Raw genomic sequence first — 15,393 nt, 5'->3', positions numbered from 1 at the left:
CCGGCCCCGCCCCCCGGCGCCCCCCCCCCCCGGGCGCGCCGGAGGGGCGGGGGGCCCCCCCCCGCCGGTGGCCCGCCGCCACGCCGGGCGCACACCACGTCGGAAGCGAGATCCAGCACCGCGCCCTGCAGGAGGGCCGACGTGCTCGACTGCTCCATTTCACTGCTCCCGTCGGTCCGTCAACCCTTCTTCGGGCGCGGGGTCGGCGGCGAAAGCAGCAGGTTGCCGCCTCCGGACTGGAGGGCGAGCGCGGCGCACTCGCGGCTGTCACGGAAGACTCCGTCAGGCTCGGCGGGGTCGAGTACCGCGTCGATCTCGATGTCCTCGATGCGGGTGACTTCCTCGAGCACCTTGTCCTTGGAAGGCATTTCACCATCTCCCTCTGGTAGCCAAATGGCCTTCACACCCAAGGGTGTCCGGTGAGTCCCAAAACATGCCTCTCTTCTCAAAATCCTCAGAAGATAACTTCTTCAACAAATCAGATATTAAGGGCATCGAGGGTGCTCACGCCTGTCGCAGGCCCCACACGTTGTCCTCGCGGAAGCCCTCGACACCCTCCGGCGAGACACTCGGCCGGCGGACGGTCTCCGCGGTCTCGACCGTCCACTCCCCGTCCGGCAGGGCGAGTTCGGCGAGGACCCCGTCCAGGGTGGGGAAGACCGCGTCGAAGGGCGGCTCGGTCTGCCAGGAGGGCCAGCCGGCGTGCATCACGACCAGCAACGCGCCGCCGCGCGCCACGGCCCGCGCCGCGGCGTCCAGTACCGCCCGCTGGTCGAAGGCGACCGGGGACTGGAGATACGCCCACCCCGGCGTCGGCCGCGTGCCCGGCGGCGCGTTCGAGGGCGGTGCCGGAGATGTCCACGCCGGTGACCCGCCAGCCACGGGCGGCGAGCCACACGGCGTCCGCGCCTTCACCGCAACCGAGGTCCAGCGCGGTCCCGGGCGTGAGGTCGCTCGCCTCGCGGACCAGCAGGCCGTTGGGGCGGCCGCTCCAGACGCGGTCGGTGTCGCGGTAGCGGGCCTCCCAGAACTCCGCGGCGGGAGCGGGGAGGGGCAGGTCGGTCATGGTGCCTCCTGGGCGGCGGTCGGACGCGTCTGCGGTACGGGACGCGCGCGGCGTGCGCGCGTCCCGTACGCAGGCTGCACCGGCCGCGCAGGCGACGCCAAAGGTGTTTGCCGGACCGGCAAATCCCGGCCCTCGCGTGTCAGCGCGTGAGCGCGTCCGCCTCGGCGTCCGCCGGGTCGGTGCGCAGCCACACGGTCCGCCGCGGGAAGGGAATCTCGATGCCCGCGTCGTCCAGCGCGTCCTTGACCCGGCGGCGCAGTTCGCGGGTGACGCCCCACTGCTGGAGCGGCACGGTCTTGACCGCGAGGCGCACGAGCACGCCGTCGGCGTCCAGGGACTGCACGCCCCACACGGCGGGGTCCTCCAGCAGGACGTCCGCGAACTCCGGTTCGTCGCGCAGCGCGCGGCCGGTGTCCTCCAGCACGCGGTAGACCGTGTCGAGGTTCGCGTCGTGGGCGACGGCGACGTCCAGGACGGCGCGCGCCCACTCCTGGCTGTCGTTGCGGACCCGCAGGATCTCGCCGTTGCGGATGTGCCACAGACCGCCGTTGAGGTCGCGTACGTGGGTCAGCCGCAGGCCGACGTGCTCCACCTCGCCGATGGCCTCCCCGAGGTCGACCGAGTCGCCGACGCCGTACTGGTCCTCGACCATGATGAGCAGGCCGGACAGGTAGTCGGCGACGAGGCTCTGCGCACCGAATCCGATCGCGAGGCCGACCACTCCGGCGCTGGCGAGCAGCGGGCCGAGCGCGATGCCGACCTGGTCGAGCACCATGGCCACGCCGACCATGAACAGCACGATGGTCACGACGCTGCTGAGCACCGAGCCGATGGTGCGGGCTCGCTGTTCGCGGCGCTGCCGCGCCCGGGACCGGTCGCGGTGCAGGACGGCGGCACCGCGGGTGGACCTGCGGGGCCTGCTTCGCTCGGCCTCGCCCGCCGGCGGTTCCAGGACCCGCTGGACGACCCGGGTGATGGCCCGCTTGGCCACCGCGCGCAGCACCAGCAGGATCACGACGATGAGCGCGATGCGCAGGGGTATCCCGATGAGCGCCTCGGTGTGGTCGCCGAACCAGTCCGACCACGAGGCCGCCAACTGCGGGTTCGTGACCTGGTGGGTGGGTGGGAAGGTGTGCGACATCGGCTCGACTGCTCCGTTCCTCGGGTATGACGTGTCTGCCGTCGGGGCCGCCTACCCACCCGCGGCCCGAACATGACGCCCGGTGAGTCGCGACACACCCACCCCCCTTTCCGGTACTTGCCCCTTATGTCCGACAGTTGCGTCATCTTCACTCGGTACCGGCCCATCACCGGCGTCCGCCGGGGCACCCGCAAGGAGTCGTCCACAGCGGAGGGGGACCCGCGCCGTGGTTTACGTTGCCGTCCTGCTGTTGCCCGGACTCGGGCTGCTGCTGTTTACCATGACGTATCTGGAGGACCGGCTGTTCGCCGATCCGGTCCCGGCCCGGCCCGCCCGGCGCCGCCATCTGAGACTCCTCATGGGCGGCCGTGGCCAGGACTCCCCGGCCCGCCTCCCCGAGCCGGCCGCACCACCCTCCGCGGAGGGGGACGCCGCCGCCTGATCCCCGTGCGCGCACCCCCGCCGAGCGGCGTCGCGGCGCCTCGGGCGATGCTGTCCCCGACGGGACACACGCGGCTCGGACGAGGAGATCGGATGGACACCGGGGAACGGCACGGCGCGGACGAGGAGTTCGTCGGGTTCTGGCGGGAGCGCCGGGTGTGCTTCCTGTCGACGCCGCGCGCGGACGGGAGCCCGCACCTGGTCCCGGTCGGCGTGACGTACGACCACACCACGCGCACGGCGCGGGTCATCACCGGCCGGGGCACCACCAAGGCCCGCAACGTGCTGCGGGCCGGGTCCGCCGTCGTCGCCGTGGGGCAGGTGGACGGCAGGCGCTGGTCGACGCTGGAGGGCGCCGCGACCGTGCGAGAGGACGCCGGGTCGGTCCGCGACGCGGAGGTCCGGTACGCGGCCCGCTACCGGCAGCCCCGGGAGAACCCGGAGCGGGTCGTCATCGAGATCGAGGTGCGGCGCTTCCTCGGCACGGTGCGGCCCGTCGCGGGGGCTCCCGGCGCGTGACGTCCCCGCCGGGTCACTCCGTCCCGGGCGGTGTGCGGTGGCCGAGCCGGCTCGGCCACCACGCGACGCGGCCGATGTCGCGGGCGAGCGCCGGCACCAGCAGGGAGCGCACCACGAGGGTGTCCAGCAGTACGCCGAAGGCCACGATGAAGGCGATCTGCACCAGGAAGGCAAGCGGGATCACGCCCAGCGCGGCGAAGGTGGCGGCGAGGACGACACCGGCCGAGGTGATCACGCCGCCGGTGGCGGTCAGGCCCCGCAGGATGCCCTCCCGCACCCCGTGCCGCAGTGACTCCTGGCGCACCCGGGACATGAGGAAGATGTTGTAGTCCACGCCCAGGGCGACCAGGAACACGAACCCGTACAGCGGGACCGAGGCGTCCGTGCCGCTGAAGCCGAAGACGTGGGTGAAGACGAGGGCCGAGACGCCCAGGGTGGCCAGGAAGTTCAGCGCCACCGTCGCCACCAGCAGCACCGGCATCAGCAGGGAACGCAGCAGGGCGATCAGGATGACCAGGATGATGGCGAGGACCACCGGCACGATGAGCGTGCGGTCGTGTTCGGCGGTGCGCTGGGTGTCGTACTGCTGGGCGGTGTAGCCGCCGACCAGGGCGTCCGCGCCGGACACCTCGTGGACGGCGGACCTGAGCCGGGCCACCGCGCTCTTGGCGGCGTCACTGTCGGCCGGCGCCCGGAGCGTCGCGTCGATCCGCACCCGCCCGTCGACGACCCTCGGCTCCCCGCCACCGGGGCGGCCGGATTCGGTGACCGGTGCGGCGGAGGCGACGCCGCGGGTGTCGCGGGCGGTGGCGAGGACCGGGTCCAGCCGGTCGGCGTCGGCGATGATCACGGCGGGGTTGCCGGAGCCGCCCGGGAAGTGCCGGGCCAGCGTCTGCTGGGCGGAGACCGAGGGCGCGTCGTTCACGAAGATCTCGTCCAGCGGGACACCCCGGGACGTCAGGGTCGGCGCGAAGGCGGCACACGCGACCAGCGCGGCGAGGGAGATCGCCCAGATGCGGCGCGGGGCCCGGTCCACCAGTTCGGCGATGCGGTGCCACAGGCGGTGCCCGGCCTCGGGGTCGCCGGTCCGGACGGGCTTGGCCGGCCAGTAGGCGGCCCGGCCGAGCAGCACCAGCACGGCGGGCAGGAAGGTGAGCGTGCTCAGCACCGCGCAGACGATGCCGATGGCGCCGACGGGTCCGAGCGCGCGGTTGTTGGTCAGGTCGCTGAGCAGCAGCGCCAGCAGGCCCAGGGCGACGGTCGCCGCACTGGCGACGACGGCGCCCCAGGAGGCCCGCAGCGCGGCGAGCACGGCGCCGAAACGGTCGGGGTGCCGGGCGAGTTCCTCGCGGAAGCGGGCGGCGAGCAGCAGCGCGTAGTCGGTGGCGGCACCGATGACCAGGATGGAGAGGATGCCCTGGACCTGCCCGTCCACGCGTACGACGCCGCGGTCGGCGAGGGCGTACACGATCGCGCAGGCCAGGCCGAGGGCGAAGACGGCGCCGAGGATGATGACCACGGGCAGCAGGACGCTGCGGTAGACGAGCAGCAGGATCACCAGCACGGTGATCAGGGCGACGCCGAGCAGCAGTCCGTCGATGCCGGAGAAGGCGTCGGAGAGGTCGGCCCGGGAGGCCGCGGGTCCCGCGAGCTGCGCCTCGGTGCCGGGCACCTGTCCGACGGCGTCCCGGACGCGTTCCAGGGCGTCGGGCAGTGCCTCGCCGAGGTCGGGCCGGAGCTGGACCACGGCATGGAGCGCCTCGCCGTCGTCGGAGGGCAGGGCGGGTGACGGGGGCCCCACGACGCCGGGCTCGCCCTCGACGGAGGCGACCGACTTGGTGGCCGCCGCGCGGTGGTCGGCGACGGAGCCGCCGTCGTCCGCGGTCCACACGACGATCACCGGAAGCGTCTCGTCCTGCTGGAAGGCCTTCTGGGCGTCGACGACCCGGGTGGACTCCGCGCTGCGGGGCAGGAAGGCGGCCTGGTCGTTGGTGGCGACCTCGCCGAGCTTCCCGGCGTACGGGCCGAGCGCTCCCCCGATACCGAGCCAGGCCAGGAGGAGGACGACGGGGACGAGCCGGCGGGCGCGTCGGGCGGGGTTGGACATCGGTCTTCAGGTCTCCTGGTCTCCGGCGGCGAGGAAAGTAACTCGGTCATAAACAATCTCAATGATTGAACTACTAGAGGGCCTCGTGACAGACCGACTTCTGTCCCGCCGGGTCCTCCGGATGCGGCGGATGCGGCGGATGCGGCGGATGCGGCGGATGCGGCGGTGAATCAGCCGTCGTCGGACCGGACGAGGCCCAACTCCTGGTTCATCGCCGCCAGGAAACGCACCACGACCGCCAGCTCGTTCTCGTCGAAGCGCGAGCGGGCCGACGCGGCGGCCTCGGCCAGCGGACGGAAGTACGTCCGGGCCGCCGCCCGCGCGTCGGGCACGTAGTGCAGATGAACGACCCTGCGGTCGGCGCTCTCCCGGACCCGGCGTACGTGCCCCGCGCGCTCCAGCCGGTCCACGCACGCGGTCACCGCGCCCGAGGTGAGCCCGAGGTGCTCGCGCAGCCGACCCGGTGTCATGGGCTCGGGCGAGTCCAGGATCGCCGCGAGCGCCTGCACGTCGGTGGCGTGCAGACCGTGGCTTCCGGCGAAACCGTGCACGAGGCGGTTGATCTCGCCGTTCATCCGCCTCAGGTGCGAGGCGAGGACGTGCAGGTCACTCGCCTCGGGACCGGCCCCGGTCCCCCGTTCGTGCGCGTGCTGCCCGCGCTGGTTCGCTGTCGCCACGCGATCAGCGTATAGAAGGGTCGACCTGGGCCACCGCGCATCCATCGCCGTACACGCGCGGGAAGTGATCACGTGACGACTGTCCCGTGAGAGACGGAGCCCCATGAGCCCAGAACACGACCGCGCGAGCGACGCAGCCCCGAGCGAGGGCGGCGGGACGGGACTGCGCTGCCTCGTCACCGGCGCCACGGGCTACGTCGGCGGCCGCCTCGTGCCGGAGCTGCTCGGCGCCGGGCACCGGGTGCGGTGCCTGGCCCGCTCCCCGCACAAGCTGCGCGACCATCCGTGGGCCGGGGAGGCCGAGGTGGTGCGCGGAGACGTCCTGGACGCCGACTCGGTGGCGCGGGCGATGGAGGGCGTCGACGTCGCCTACTACCTGGTGCACGCGCTGGGCAGCGGCGACGACTTCGAGGAGACGGACCGGCGGGCGGCGCGCACCTTCGCCGAGCGCGCCGAGGCGGCCGGCGTGCGGCGCATCGTCTATCTCGGCGGCCTGACCCCGTCCGACGTGCCGGAACGGGAACTCTCCCCGCACCTGCGCTCCCGCGCCGAGGTCGGCCGCATCCTCCTGGCCTCGGGGGTGCCCACGACCGTGCTGCGCGCGGCGGTGGTCATCGGCTCCGGTTCGGCCTCCTTCGAGATGCTGCGCTACCTCACCGAACGGCTGCCGGTGATGGTCACGCCCAGCTGGGTCCACACCCGCATCCAGCCGGTCGCCGTCCGGGACGTGCTGCGCGCGCTCGTCGGCAGCGCGCGCATGCCGGCCGACGTGTCCCGCGCCTTCGACGTCGGCGGCCCCGACATCCTCACCTACCGCGACATGATGGTCCGTTACGCCGAGGTCGCCGAGCTGCCCCGGCGGCTGATCGTCTCGGTGCCGATGCTGTCGCCGGGCCTGTCCAGCCACTGGGTCGGCCTGGTCACGCCGGTCCCCGCGTCCATCGCGCGCCCGCTCACCGAATCGCTGCGGCACGAGGTGGTGTGCCGGGAGCACGACATCCTGCGGTACGTGCCCGCCCCGCCGGGCTGTCCGCTCGGCTTCGACGGCGCGCTGCGCCTCGCCCTGCAACGCGTGCGGGACGCCCAGGTCACCACCCGCTGGTCGTCCGCGTCCGTGCCCGGGACGCCCAGCGATCCGCTGCCCACCGACCCCGACTGGGCCGGCGGCAGCCTCTACACCGACCACCGCACGCTGGCCGTCGACGCTCCGCCCGCCGCGCTGTGGCGGGTCATCGAGGGGATCGGCGGCGACAACGGCTGGTACTCCTTCCCGCTGGCCTGGGCGGTACGGGGCTGGCTCGACCGGCTGGTCGGCGGGGTCGGCCTGCGCCGCGGGCGCCGGGACGCCGCGCGGCTGCGGGCCGGCGACTCGCTCGACTTCTGGCGGGTGGAGGAGATCGTCCCCGGCCGGCTGCTGCGGCTGCGCGCCGAGATGCGGCTGCCGGGCCTGGCCTGGCTGGAGATGTACGCCGACACCGACGGCGCCGGCCGGACGCGGTACCGCCAGCGGGCGCTGTTCCATCCGCACGGGCTGGCCGGGCACGCCTACTGGTGGAGCGTGTGGCCCTTCCACGCCGCGGTGTTCGGCGGCATGGCCCGCAACATCGCCCGGGCCGCCGCCCGGGACCCGATCCCCCTCCGAGGAGCGTCATGACCACGTCGGTCGTCCTGTTCACCCGCGATCTGCGGCTGCACGACCATCCGCCGCTGCGCGCCGCCCTCGACGGGTCCGGCGCCGTCGTGCCCCTGTTCGTCCGCGACCGGGCCGTCGACGCGGCCGGCTTCGCCGCGCCCGACCGGCTCGCCTTCCTCGCCGACTGCCTGCGCGACCTGGACGCGGGGCTGCGGGAGCGGGGCGGCCGGCTGATCGTCCGCTCCGGCGACCTCGTCGAGGAGGTGTGCGCGGTGGTCGGCGAGGCGGAGGCCGACGAAGTGCACATGGCGGCCGACGTCAGCGGGCACGCCCACCGGCGCGAGGAACTGCTCCGGGACGCCCTCGAGGCGCGGGGCTGCCGCCTGCACGTCCACGACGCCGTGACGACCGTGCTGGCGCCGGGGGCCGTCACCCCGGCCTCCTCCGACCACTTCGCCGTCTTCACGCCTTACCACCGGCGTTGGAGCGAGTGCTCCTTCCGCGACGCACTGGCCGCGCCCCGCAAGGTCGGCGTCCCGGACGGCGTCGGCTCGGAGCCGCTGCCCGGCCGCGAGGACCTGCCGGGGCTGTCCCCGGGGCTGCCGGCCGGCGGCGAGCGGGAGGCCAGGAGGCGTCTGACGGCCTGGCTGCGCGACGGCATCACCGGCTACGCGGACCACCACGACGACCTGCCCGGCGACGCCACCTCCCGGCTCTCCCCCCATCTGCACTTCGGTACCCTCTCCCCCGTCGAACTGGTCCACCGCGCCCGCGACAAGGGCGGCGCCGGCGCGGAGGCGTTCGTGCGGCAGGTCGCCTGGCGGGACTTCCACCACCAGGTGCTGTCCGCGCGGCCGCGTTCCTCGGCGCACGACTACCGCACCCGGCACGACCACTGGCGCACCGGTGCAGAGGCCGACGAGGACATCGCCGCGTGGAAGGACGGGCGCACGGGCTACCCGGTCGTCGACGCGGCCATGCGCCAGTTGCGGCACGAGGGCTGGATGCACAACCGGGCCCGGCTGCTGACCGCCGGCTTCCTCACCAAGACGCTCTACATCGACTGGCGCGTGGGCGCCCGGCACTTCCTGGACCTGCTCGTGGACGGCGACGTGGCCAACAACCAGCTCAACTGGCAGTGGACGGCCGGCACCGGCACGGACACCCGCCCGCACCGCGTCCTCAACCCCACGACCCAGGCACGGCGCTTCGACCCGGACGGGGCGTACGTGCGGCGCTGGGTGCCCGAACTGGCGGGCCTGGAAGGGCGGTCCGTGCACGAGCCGTGGCGGCTGACGGGCCGGGAGCGCGCGGCGTACGACGCCTACCCGGACCCGATCGTCGACCTCGCCGAGGGCCTGGACCGCTTCAAACGGGCCCGCGGACGCGACTGAACGGCCGCGCGGGGCGCCTCGCCGGCAGCCGTCAGGTGGGGGCGCCGTCGGGGCCGGCCGTGTGGTCCGGGTGGTTCCTGGTGCGGCGGGCCTCCTTCAGTTCCGCCTCGTACAGGTGGTCGCGGCCCTCGGCGAGCCGGTCCACGGCCTCGCGCTCCAGGTCCCTGAACGGCTCGTAGTACGTCCGGTCGTACGCCTCGACGACCTGGAACGTCCAGTGGCCGGGGATGACGTCGCGGCCCAGGATCTCCGTGCGGACCCGTTCCGCCCACTCCGGGTGGCCGGCGGCGCGCAGCAGTGCGACGGCGCGGTCCAGCTCGAAGTCCGCCGAGCCGGTCAGCTGGTGGAAGGCGAACAGGTGCCCCCGGGCGGACTCGGTCGTCTCCAGGGCCTTGGACAGGGAGCCCAGGGCCGCCACGGTCTCGTCACTGACGCCCTCGGGACGGCGGTGCGGGTCTCCCATGGGCTGCGTCTCCTTCCGGCGGGCGCGGCGGCGGTGTCACGCCAGGGGGTCGTGGCCCCAGTTCATGAGCGAGTACCGCCACCTGGACTCCTCGACGTCGCCCGACGGGCGCTGGGCCAGGTGCCGGCGGACGTAGCCGACGACCTTGCGCATGTGCTCGTAGTCGTCGTCCGAGAGGTCGCCCTTGCTCGTCCGCTGGATTCGCACGATCCGGCGGCCGGACGCGTGTCCGGTGGACTCGCCCCCGTCCTGGTGGTGACCGGCGTCCCGGGACTCGTCGGTGTCCAGCCACGCGTCCAGGTCGGCCGGCGCCATGTTCACCAGCTCGCGGAAGCCGTCCCAGGTCTCCTGCCGCTCGTCGCCGTCCATGCCGCCTCACTTCTTCTTCAGCGCGGACGGCTTGTGCATCGCCGATCCGCCCGACTTGTCGCTGCGGACCTTGTACCGCGGGTCGTCCGGCGAAGCGTCCACCGTGCGGCCCCCGGCCTCCGTGCGCTTGGTGATCTTCTTCTCCACCTCGCCCTCGGCCCGGGAGCCGTGGCTGCTCCAGGTGACCCTGTCGCCCATCTCCAGGTCCTCGCCCTTGCCTCGGTTCCTCGCCATCGCGCCGCTCCTTCGCGTGCGGGCCCCCCTCCGCTTCCCCACCTGGGTTCCCAGCCGGGGGCGGGCCACTCGGGGGATGACCCGTTCAGCGGCGGATCTATCCTGGTCGCGGCCCGGGCACCGCCGTCCGGGGCCCCTCTCGTCACCGCCGTCGTTCCAGGAGCAGCCCGTTGAACACCAGCACCGCGACCCCGGACAGCTACTACGAGCGGATCGACGAGCACCGCTACAAGCCCACCCGGCACACCGGCGGGGCGTGGAGCGCGGACGAGCAGCACTTCAGTCCGCTCGGCGGCCTGATCGTGCACGCAGTCGACCGCCACCTGGCCGGGCGGGAGGGTGCGGCCATGTCCCTGAGCCGGATCAGCTTCGACATCCTCGGCCGCCCGGCGCTGGACGAGTGCGAGATCCTGGTGGAGACCGTCCGCCCCGGCCGCACCATAGAACTGGTCGAGGCGACCGTGCTCATCGCGGGCCGGTCCGTGACCCGGGCCAGGGCCTGGCTGCTGGCCGACGTGGACACGGGCGCCGTGGCGGGCGGCGGCGCGGACCGGCTCGCCGCGCCGGAGAGCCTCGCCCCCTGGCCCATGGAGACCGCGTGGCCCGGCGGATACATCGCCTCCCTGGACGTGCGCCCGGTGGCACCGCCCCTCCCCGGCCGCACCACCGCCTGGGTCTCCACCGGCCTCGACCTGGTCGCCGGGGAGACGGCGAGCCCGCTGGCCTCCTACGTCACCCTGGTGGACACCGCCAACGGCATCGCCGTACGGCAGTCCCCGACGGAGTGGATGTTCCCGAACGTCGACCTGACCCTGCACCTGCACCGCGCGCCCCGCGGGCCCTGGACCGGCCTGGACACCACCGTCGTCTTCGGCCCCACCGGGCAGGGCATCACCAGCACCGTGCTGCACGACGTCGACGGCCCCGTGGGCCACGCGCAGCAGATGCTGACCGTCCGCCCACTGGGGTGATCCGCCGGCCGCGGAGAGCGCCGGGGACGATCAAGAGGGTGTGAGGACCAGCCGCCCCCGCACCTGCCCGGCCTCCAGCCGGCGGTGGGCCTCCGCCGTCATCGACAACGGCAGCCGGTCGGCGATCCGTGGGCGCCACGGCGTCTCCGCGAGCACGCCGACGACGCCCTCGGCCGCCTCGGCGAGGTCGGCGGTCGTGGCGTTGCTGATGGCGAAGCCCACGATGCTCGCGTCCCTGGTGTAGAGCCGGCTCACCGGCAGCGGGGAGGGCCCGCCGCCCAGTCCCACCATCGCGACCAGCCGTCCGCCCATGGCCAGCGACTCCACGGCGTCGGCGAGCACTCCGTGCCCCGACGTGTCGAGGTGGACGTCGTAGCCGTCGGGCGCGGCCCGACGTACGCGCTCGCCGAGGTCGGGCGACCGGTGGTCGAGGACCTCGGCGGCGCCCATTTCCCGGACCGCCGCCGCGTCCTCGGCACGCGCCGTGGCGACCACCCGGGCCCCGGCGCGGGCGGCCAGCGCCACCGCCGCGCCGCCGACGTTCCCGGCGCCGCCGCCGACGTACACGGTCTCGCCCGCCCGCAGCCGTCCGTGCCGGAACAGCGCCAGCCAGGCGGAGGCCGCCGGGTGGGCGGCGGCCACCAGGTGTTCCGCGGCGATGCCGGGCGGCGCCGCGTAGAGGCGTTCGGCGGCGACCGCCGCGTACTCGGCGAAGGAGCCCTGCCGGCCCGCGTGGCCCAGGCTGTTGCACCACACCCGCTGCCCGGGGGTGAAGCCCGCCGCGCCGGGCCCGGCCAGGGCGACCTCGCCCACCAGGTCGCGGCCGACGACGAAGGGCAGCGGCAGCGGTGTGGCGTACGCGCCGGACCGTACGAAGGTGTCGACGGGGTTGGCCGCCACGGCCGAGACCCGCACGAGCACGTCGGTGGGGCCCACGGGCGGTGCGGGGAGGGGACCGTGGCGGATGGCGTCGGCCGGACCGACGGCGTCGATGTACGCCGCCCGCATCACGTCGGGGACTGTGCCGTTCATGACGTCATGCTACGAAGCGCCCCTTTCCCTCGCAGCCTGTCAGGGCTACAGCGGCACGTCCCCGCACAGGTGCACGTCGAGGCCGAGTTCGGCGAAGAGCGCCGCCTTGGCGCGCAGCGCCTTGTCGGCCGTCGCCGCGTCGGGCGCGTAGGCGACGTTGAGGTGGTTGGCGCGGTGGCGGGCCATGAACTGGTCGCGGGTGACGCCGTGCAGCACCGCGTGCATGATCGGCCACTGGGGGTTGGTGGCGTCCAGCCGGCGCCGCGTCTCCTCCTCGGGCAGTTCGACGGCGCTCGCCCGCCCCAGGTCGACGTGGAGGCGGCCCTCCATGAGGAAGACGCGCGACCAGACGATCTCGCCCGGCTTGGAGACCCCGCTGAAGGTGCCGCCGCCGAGCGGGAAGAACATCGGCGGCTGGCGCATGCCATCGAGTGAAAACCCTTGGCCCGAGCGGGAGAGGGCGCGGGCGGGCCCGGACGGCCGGGCCCGCAGCCTGCGGCCACGACGCGTGGGTCCCCAGGGCTTGAGGACCGAGATCACCATCATGAAGACGTAGGCGGACAGCGAGACGACCGGCCCGAACAGCACGTCCCCGGCGTCCGGCAGCGACTCACCCGCGGCCACGGCGGTGACCGCCGCGTTCACGCCGGGGCGCAGCGCGAAGACCGTGGCGGTCGTCGTCGCCAGGGTCAGCCAGAACTTGGTGAACACCCACCGGTGCCGGGCCAGCCCCCACGGGGTGCCCAGCGCCAGCACCACTCCACTGGCCAGGGTGAGGACGGCGAGCGGCAGCAGCAGCCAGTCGGCGAACAGCTTCATGCCGCGGACACTGGCCTCCACGGTGACGGGGGACGCGGTGGAAGCCGCGGTCAGTCCGAGGGCCAGCAACCCGAGGGTGAGCCCGAGCCAGCCGGCGGAGGCGAGGACGTGGACGACGAGGAGGGCCCGGCGTGCGGGTCGGCTGAGTTTCACCCCACCCACGCTGCCGGGACGCGGCCGTGAAGACGTCCGGCGGCGGGAGTAACCCCGGGTACTGAGCCGGGCGTACACGGCGGGGGCCGCGGTGCCTCGGCCGGAGCAGCCGGAAACGCGGGGTTCCTGTGAGACGTACGACCTCCGTCCTGCTGTCCCTGAGCGCCCTGGTGGCGGCCTCCGCCCTGGCCGCTCCCGCGGCGGCGGCACCGGTGGCCGACCGGCCGGCCGCCGCGCCCGCCGGCTGGGAGGCGGTGGACGCGTCCGCGCCGGCGCGCATCACGGGCGACGCGGACGCCCGGGCGGGCCCCGCTCGCCGCCGGAGACGGTGCCTCGGCGGCAGCCGCGGAGCCCCAACTGCTGGCCGTGCAGTCGGTCCGCAACAACCGCTTCGTGGCCACCGAGGTGAACTACCCCGCCCCGAACACCGGTGTGCAGCGGGCCCGTTCCGCCGAGTTCGGCGGTTCCTGGGAGAGCTTCGCCTTCGAGTGGGACGAGGCCACCCAGACCTACGCGCTGCGCGCCCGCTCCACGAGTGTGGGCGGCTGGGAGCGGTTCGTCCTCTTCTACTTCCTCTACGACATCGGCGCCTGACGCCAGCCCTCGTCGGTGAGGTCCAGCAGCGCCTCGATCGTGGCCTTGTCGGGCAGGACCCCGTGGTCCCCGACCACCCGCAGCGCGGACGCCGCCGTGATGTGGCCGAGGCGCAGGGCCCGGGTGAGGCCGGCGCCTCGCCACAGTCCGGCGAGGAATCCGGCGGCGAACGCGTCGCCCGCGCCGACCGGTTCGACGACATCCGTCTTCATGGCGGGCACCGTGCACGCGCCGTCCTCGGTGAACGCGGTCGCGCCCCGCCCGCCGTCCTTGACGACCAGGATGCGAGGGCCGCTCAGCAGCCCGCGGACGTCGGCGGCGGTCAGCTCCGCGCCCCACAGGTCCTGTGCCTCGTCGAGGCCGACGAAGGTGAGGTCGGCGCGGTCGGCCAGGTCGCGGAGTACCGAGGGGGCGGTGTCCGGCGGCCACAGCGCGGCGCGGTGGTTGACGTCGAAACTGACCGCGTGGGGACGCTCCTCACGCGGGGCGTGCAGCGCCCGCTCCACCAGGGCCCGGCAGGTCCCGGAGAGCGCCGGGGTGACCCCGGTCAGGTGCAGGAGGGCGGCCCCGCCGAGCCGGTCGTCGTCCAGGACGCCGGGGCCGAGCGCGGAGGCCGCCGAGCCCTTCCGGTAGTAGTGCACGCGGGTGCCCTCGGCGCCCGGGTCCTTCAGCAGCAGGCCGGTCGGCCGTGCGGGGTCGGTCCGCACGCCCGAGACGTCCACGCCCGCCTTCCCCACGGCCGCCCGCACCCGTCGGCCGAGGGCGTCGTCACCGACGGCCGAGAGCCAGGAGACGGGCAGCCCGTGGTCGGCGAGGTACATGGCGACGTTCGACTCGGCACCGGCCACCGAGAGGCGCACGGAGTCCGCGCTGTCCAGGGCGTCGGGCGGGGCGGGCGACATGGCCGCCATGGTCTCCCCCACGCAGACCACGGGACCCGGTGCGGGACGCCAGGGGCTCGCGGCGCTCATGCCCGCGTCTCCGACGCCGTGACCCGGGATTCGGGACGGCCGGCGACCGGCGCCACCGCGCCCGGGGCGCGGGGCGGGGCAGCCGGTGTCCGCGGCGGCGCGCCGTCGGGGTCGGGTGCGCCGGTCACGGCCGGGCCTCCCGGACGGCGGCGCGGAAGGCGCGGGCGCGGGTGCGGAGGTCGTCGAGACTGCCGCCGTCCGCGGCGTCGCCGACCAGCGGGGAGCCGACGCCGACGGCGGTGGCGCCGGCCGCCAGATGGGCGCGGGCCGCCGCCTCGTCGACACCGCCGACGGGCACGAGCGGTTCATGCGGGAACGGTCCGCGCAGCGCCTTGACGTAGGCGGGGCCGCCGGCCTGGGCGGCCGGGAAGATCTTCAGCGCGGTGGCGCCGAGGGTGCGTGCCGTGAGGATGTCGGTGGGCGTCATGACGCCGGCCAGGACCGGCATGCCCAGCTCGCGGGCGGCCGGGACGCCCTCGCCCAGGCCGGGGGTGACGGCGAAGTCGGCGCCGGCCCGGTGGGCGGCCCGCGCGTCGTCGGCGGTGAGGACCGTGCCGGCGCCCAGCGGCCGGCCGGGGCCGAGGGCCTCCCTGGCCCGCTCGATGACCCGGAGGGCGTCCGCGCCGGTCAGTGACACCTCGATGAGGTCCACGCCCTCCTCGGCCAGGGTCAGTACGGTGCGCAGCGCGGCGTCGGCGTCGGCTCCGCGCACGATGGCGACGAGTCGGTGGGCGGCCAGGGCCGCTCGCAGATCCACAGGAGGTCTCCTTCTCAGAGAATTACAGGTCGGGCGTCGCGCAGCGGCAGCC

At 74.5% G+C, this 15,393-nt stretch carries 16 protein-coding genes and 2 pseudogenes; 6 read left to right on the top strand and 12 right to left on the bottom strand.

Translation table 11 applies throughout. The annotated features are described in order from the left end of the window. Positions 1–179 precede the first annotated feature (179 nt). The 3 genes and pseudogenes from ACFWR9_RS34310 to ACFWR9_RS34300 form a co-directional block, all read right to left on the bottom strand. Complete coding sequence (locus ACFWR9_RS34310; RefSeq protein WP_383849199.1) at positions 180–368, bottom strand: hypothetical protein; 189 nt, start codon at positions 366–368, stop codon at positions 180–182. A 136-nt stretch (positions 369–504) separates the two neighbouring features. After that, a pseudogene (locus ACFWR9_RS34305) lies at positions 505–1,066 on the bottom strand (class I SAM-dependent methyltransferase). 139 nt (positions 1,067–1,205) lie between these two features. Next, positions 1,206–2,207, bottom strand: coding sequence for a mechanosensitive ion channel family protein (locus ACFWR9_RS34300; protein ID WP_383849197.1), 1,002 nt, complete (start codon positions 2,205–2,207; stop codon positions 1,206–1,208). A gap of 226 nt (positions 2,208–2,433) precedes the next feature. Here ACFWR9_RS34300 and ACFWR9_RS34295 point away from each other — a divergent pair, with 226 nt between their 5' ends. Beyond that, entirely contained in the window at positions 2,434–2,649 is a 216-nt protein-coding gene (locus ACFWR9_RS34295) for a hypothetical protein (RefSeq protein WP_383849195.1), read from the top strand. Positions 2,650–2,741: 92 nt separating this feature from the next. Beyond that, positions 2,742–3,167 (top strand): TIGR03618 family F420-dependent PPOX class oxidoreductase, encoded by a 426-nt coding sequence (locus ACFWR9_RS34290; protein ID WP_383849192.1) that lies wholly within the window; start codon positions 2,742–2,744, stop codon positions 3,165–3,167. Between the two features lie 13 nt (positions 3,168–3,180). Here ACFWR9_RS34290 and ACFWR9_RS34285 read toward each other — a convergent pair whose 3' ends face one another. Further along, entirely contained in the window at positions 3,181–5,274 is a 2,094-nt protein-coding gene (locus ACFWR9_RS34285; RefSeq protein WP_383849190.1) for an MMPL family transporter, read from the bottom strand. A 170-nt stretch (positions 5,275–5,444) separates the two neighbouring features. Beyond that, the gene (locus tag ACFWR9_RS34280; RefSeq protein WP_383849188.1) at positions 5,445–5,951 is read right to left on the bottom strand and encodes a MarR family winged helix-turn-helix transcriptional regulator; all 507 of its coding nucleotides are present in this window, start codon (positions 5,949–5,951) and stop codon (positions 5,445–5,447) included. A 103-nt stretch (positions 5,952–6,054) separates the two neighbouring features. On the opposite strand from ACFWR9_RS34280, the gene ACFWR9_RS34275 reads away from it, so the two are divergent. Both ACFWR9_RS34275 and ACFWR9_RS34270 read left to right on the top strand, forming a co-directional pair. Next, positions 6,055–7,605, top strand: coding sequence for an SDR family oxidoreductase (locus tag ACFWR9_RS34275; RefSeq protein WP_383849185.1), 1,551 nt, complete (start codon positions 6,055–6,057; stop codon positions 7,603–7,605). Beyond that, the gene (locus ACFWR9_RS34270; protein ID WP_383849183.1) at positions 7,602–8,978 is read left to right on the top strand and encodes a cryptochrome/photolyase family protein; all 1,377 of its coding nucleotides are present in this window, start codon (positions 7,602–7,604) and stop codon (positions 8,976–8,978) included. The genes ACFWR9_RS34275 and ACFWR9_RS34270 overlap by 4 nt, the downstream gene beginning before the upstream one ends. Before the next feature lie 31 nt (positions 8,979–9,009). On the opposite strand, the gene ACFWR9_RS34265 is transcribed toward ACFWR9_RS34270, so the two are convergent. Genes ACFWR9_RS34265 through ACFWR9_RS34255 form a run of 3 tightly spaced genes read right to left on the bottom strand, consistent with a single transcriptional unit; the run spans position 9,010 to position 10,044 of the window. Continuing rightward, entirely contained in the window at positions 9,010–9,441 is a 432-nt protein-coding gene (locus ACFWR9_RS34265; RefSeq protein ID WP_383849180.1) for a hypothetical protein, read from the bottom strand. A gap of 36 nt (positions 9,442–9,477) precedes the next feature. Further along, complete coding sequence (locus ACFWR9_RS34260) at positions 9,478–9,810, bottom strand: DUF3140 domain-containing protein (protein WP_383849177.1); 333 nt, start codon at positions 9,808–9,810, stop codon at positions 9,478–9,480. Between the two features lie 6 nt (positions 9,811–9,816). Then, entirely contained in the window at positions 9,817–10,044 is a 228-nt protein-coding gene (locus tag ACFWR9_RS34255) for a DUF2945 domain-containing protein (protein ID WP_383849174.1), read from the bottom strand. Positions 10,045–10,214: 170 nt separating this feature from the next. Here ACFWR9_RS34255 and ACFWR9_RS34250 point away from each other — a divergent pair, with 170 nt between their 5' ends. After that, positions 10,215–11,015, top strand: a complete 801-nt coding sequence (locus ACFWR9_RS34250; RefSeq protein WP_383849171.1) for a thioesterase family protein — start codon at positions 10,215–10,217, stop codon at positions 11,013–11,015. Positions 11,016–11,045: 30 nt separating this feature from the next. Here ACFWR9_RS34250 and ACFWR9_RS34245 read toward each other — a convergent pair whose 3' ends face one another. Together ACFWR9_RS34245 and ACFWR9_RS34240 are read right to left on the bottom strand one after the other, a co-directional pair. Continuing rightward, positions 11,046–12,047 (bottom strand): NADPH:quinone reductase, encoded by a 1,002-nt coding sequence (locus ACFWR9_RS34245; protein WP_383849169.1) that lies wholly within the window; start codon positions 12,045–12,047, stop codon positions 11,046–11,048. Positions 12,048–12,509: 462 nt separating this feature from the next. Further along, positions 12,510–13,019: pseudogene (locus ACFWR9_RS34240) on the bottom strand (DUF2269 family protein); the annotation flags it as partial. A gap of 366 nt (positions 13,020–13,385) precedes the next feature. Between ACFWR9_RS34240 and ACFWR9_RS34235 the strand changes: the two are divergent. Continuing rightward, entirely contained in the window at positions 13,386–13,613 is a 228-nt protein-coding gene (locus tag ACFWR9_RS34235; RefSeq protein ID WP_383849167.1) for a hypothetical protein, read from the top strand. On the opposite strand, the gene ACFWR9_RS34230 is transcribed toward ACFWR9_RS34235, so the two are convergent. After that, on the bottom strand, positions 13,595–14,584 hold the full coding sequence (locus tag ACFWR9_RS34230) for a sugar kinase (RefSeq protein ID WP_383849164.1): 990 nt from the start codon (positions 14,582–14,584) through the stop codon (positions 13,595–13,597). The two genes, ACFWR9_RS34235 and ACFWR9_RS34230, sit on opposite strands and share 19 nt — an antisense overlap. Before the next feature lie 124 nt (positions 14,585–14,708). Continuing rightward, positions 14,709–15,341, bottom strand: coding sequence for a bifunctional 4-hydroxy-2-oxoglutarate aldolase/2-dehydro-3-deoxy-phosphogluconate aldolase (locus ACFWR9_RS34225; protein ID WP_383849162.1), 633 nt, complete (start codon positions 15,339–15,341; stop codon positions 14,709–14,711). Positions 15,342–15,393: the final 52 nt, after the last annotated feature.

The sequence above is a fragment of the Streptomyces sp. NPDC058534 genome, from assembly GCF_042717365.1.
GTDB lineage: Bacteria > Actinomycetota > Actinomycetes > Streptomycetales > Streptomycetaceae > Streptomyces.
Note: the sequence above shows the minus strand (reverse complement) of the source record. Positions and strands in the feature narration are given on the sequence as shown.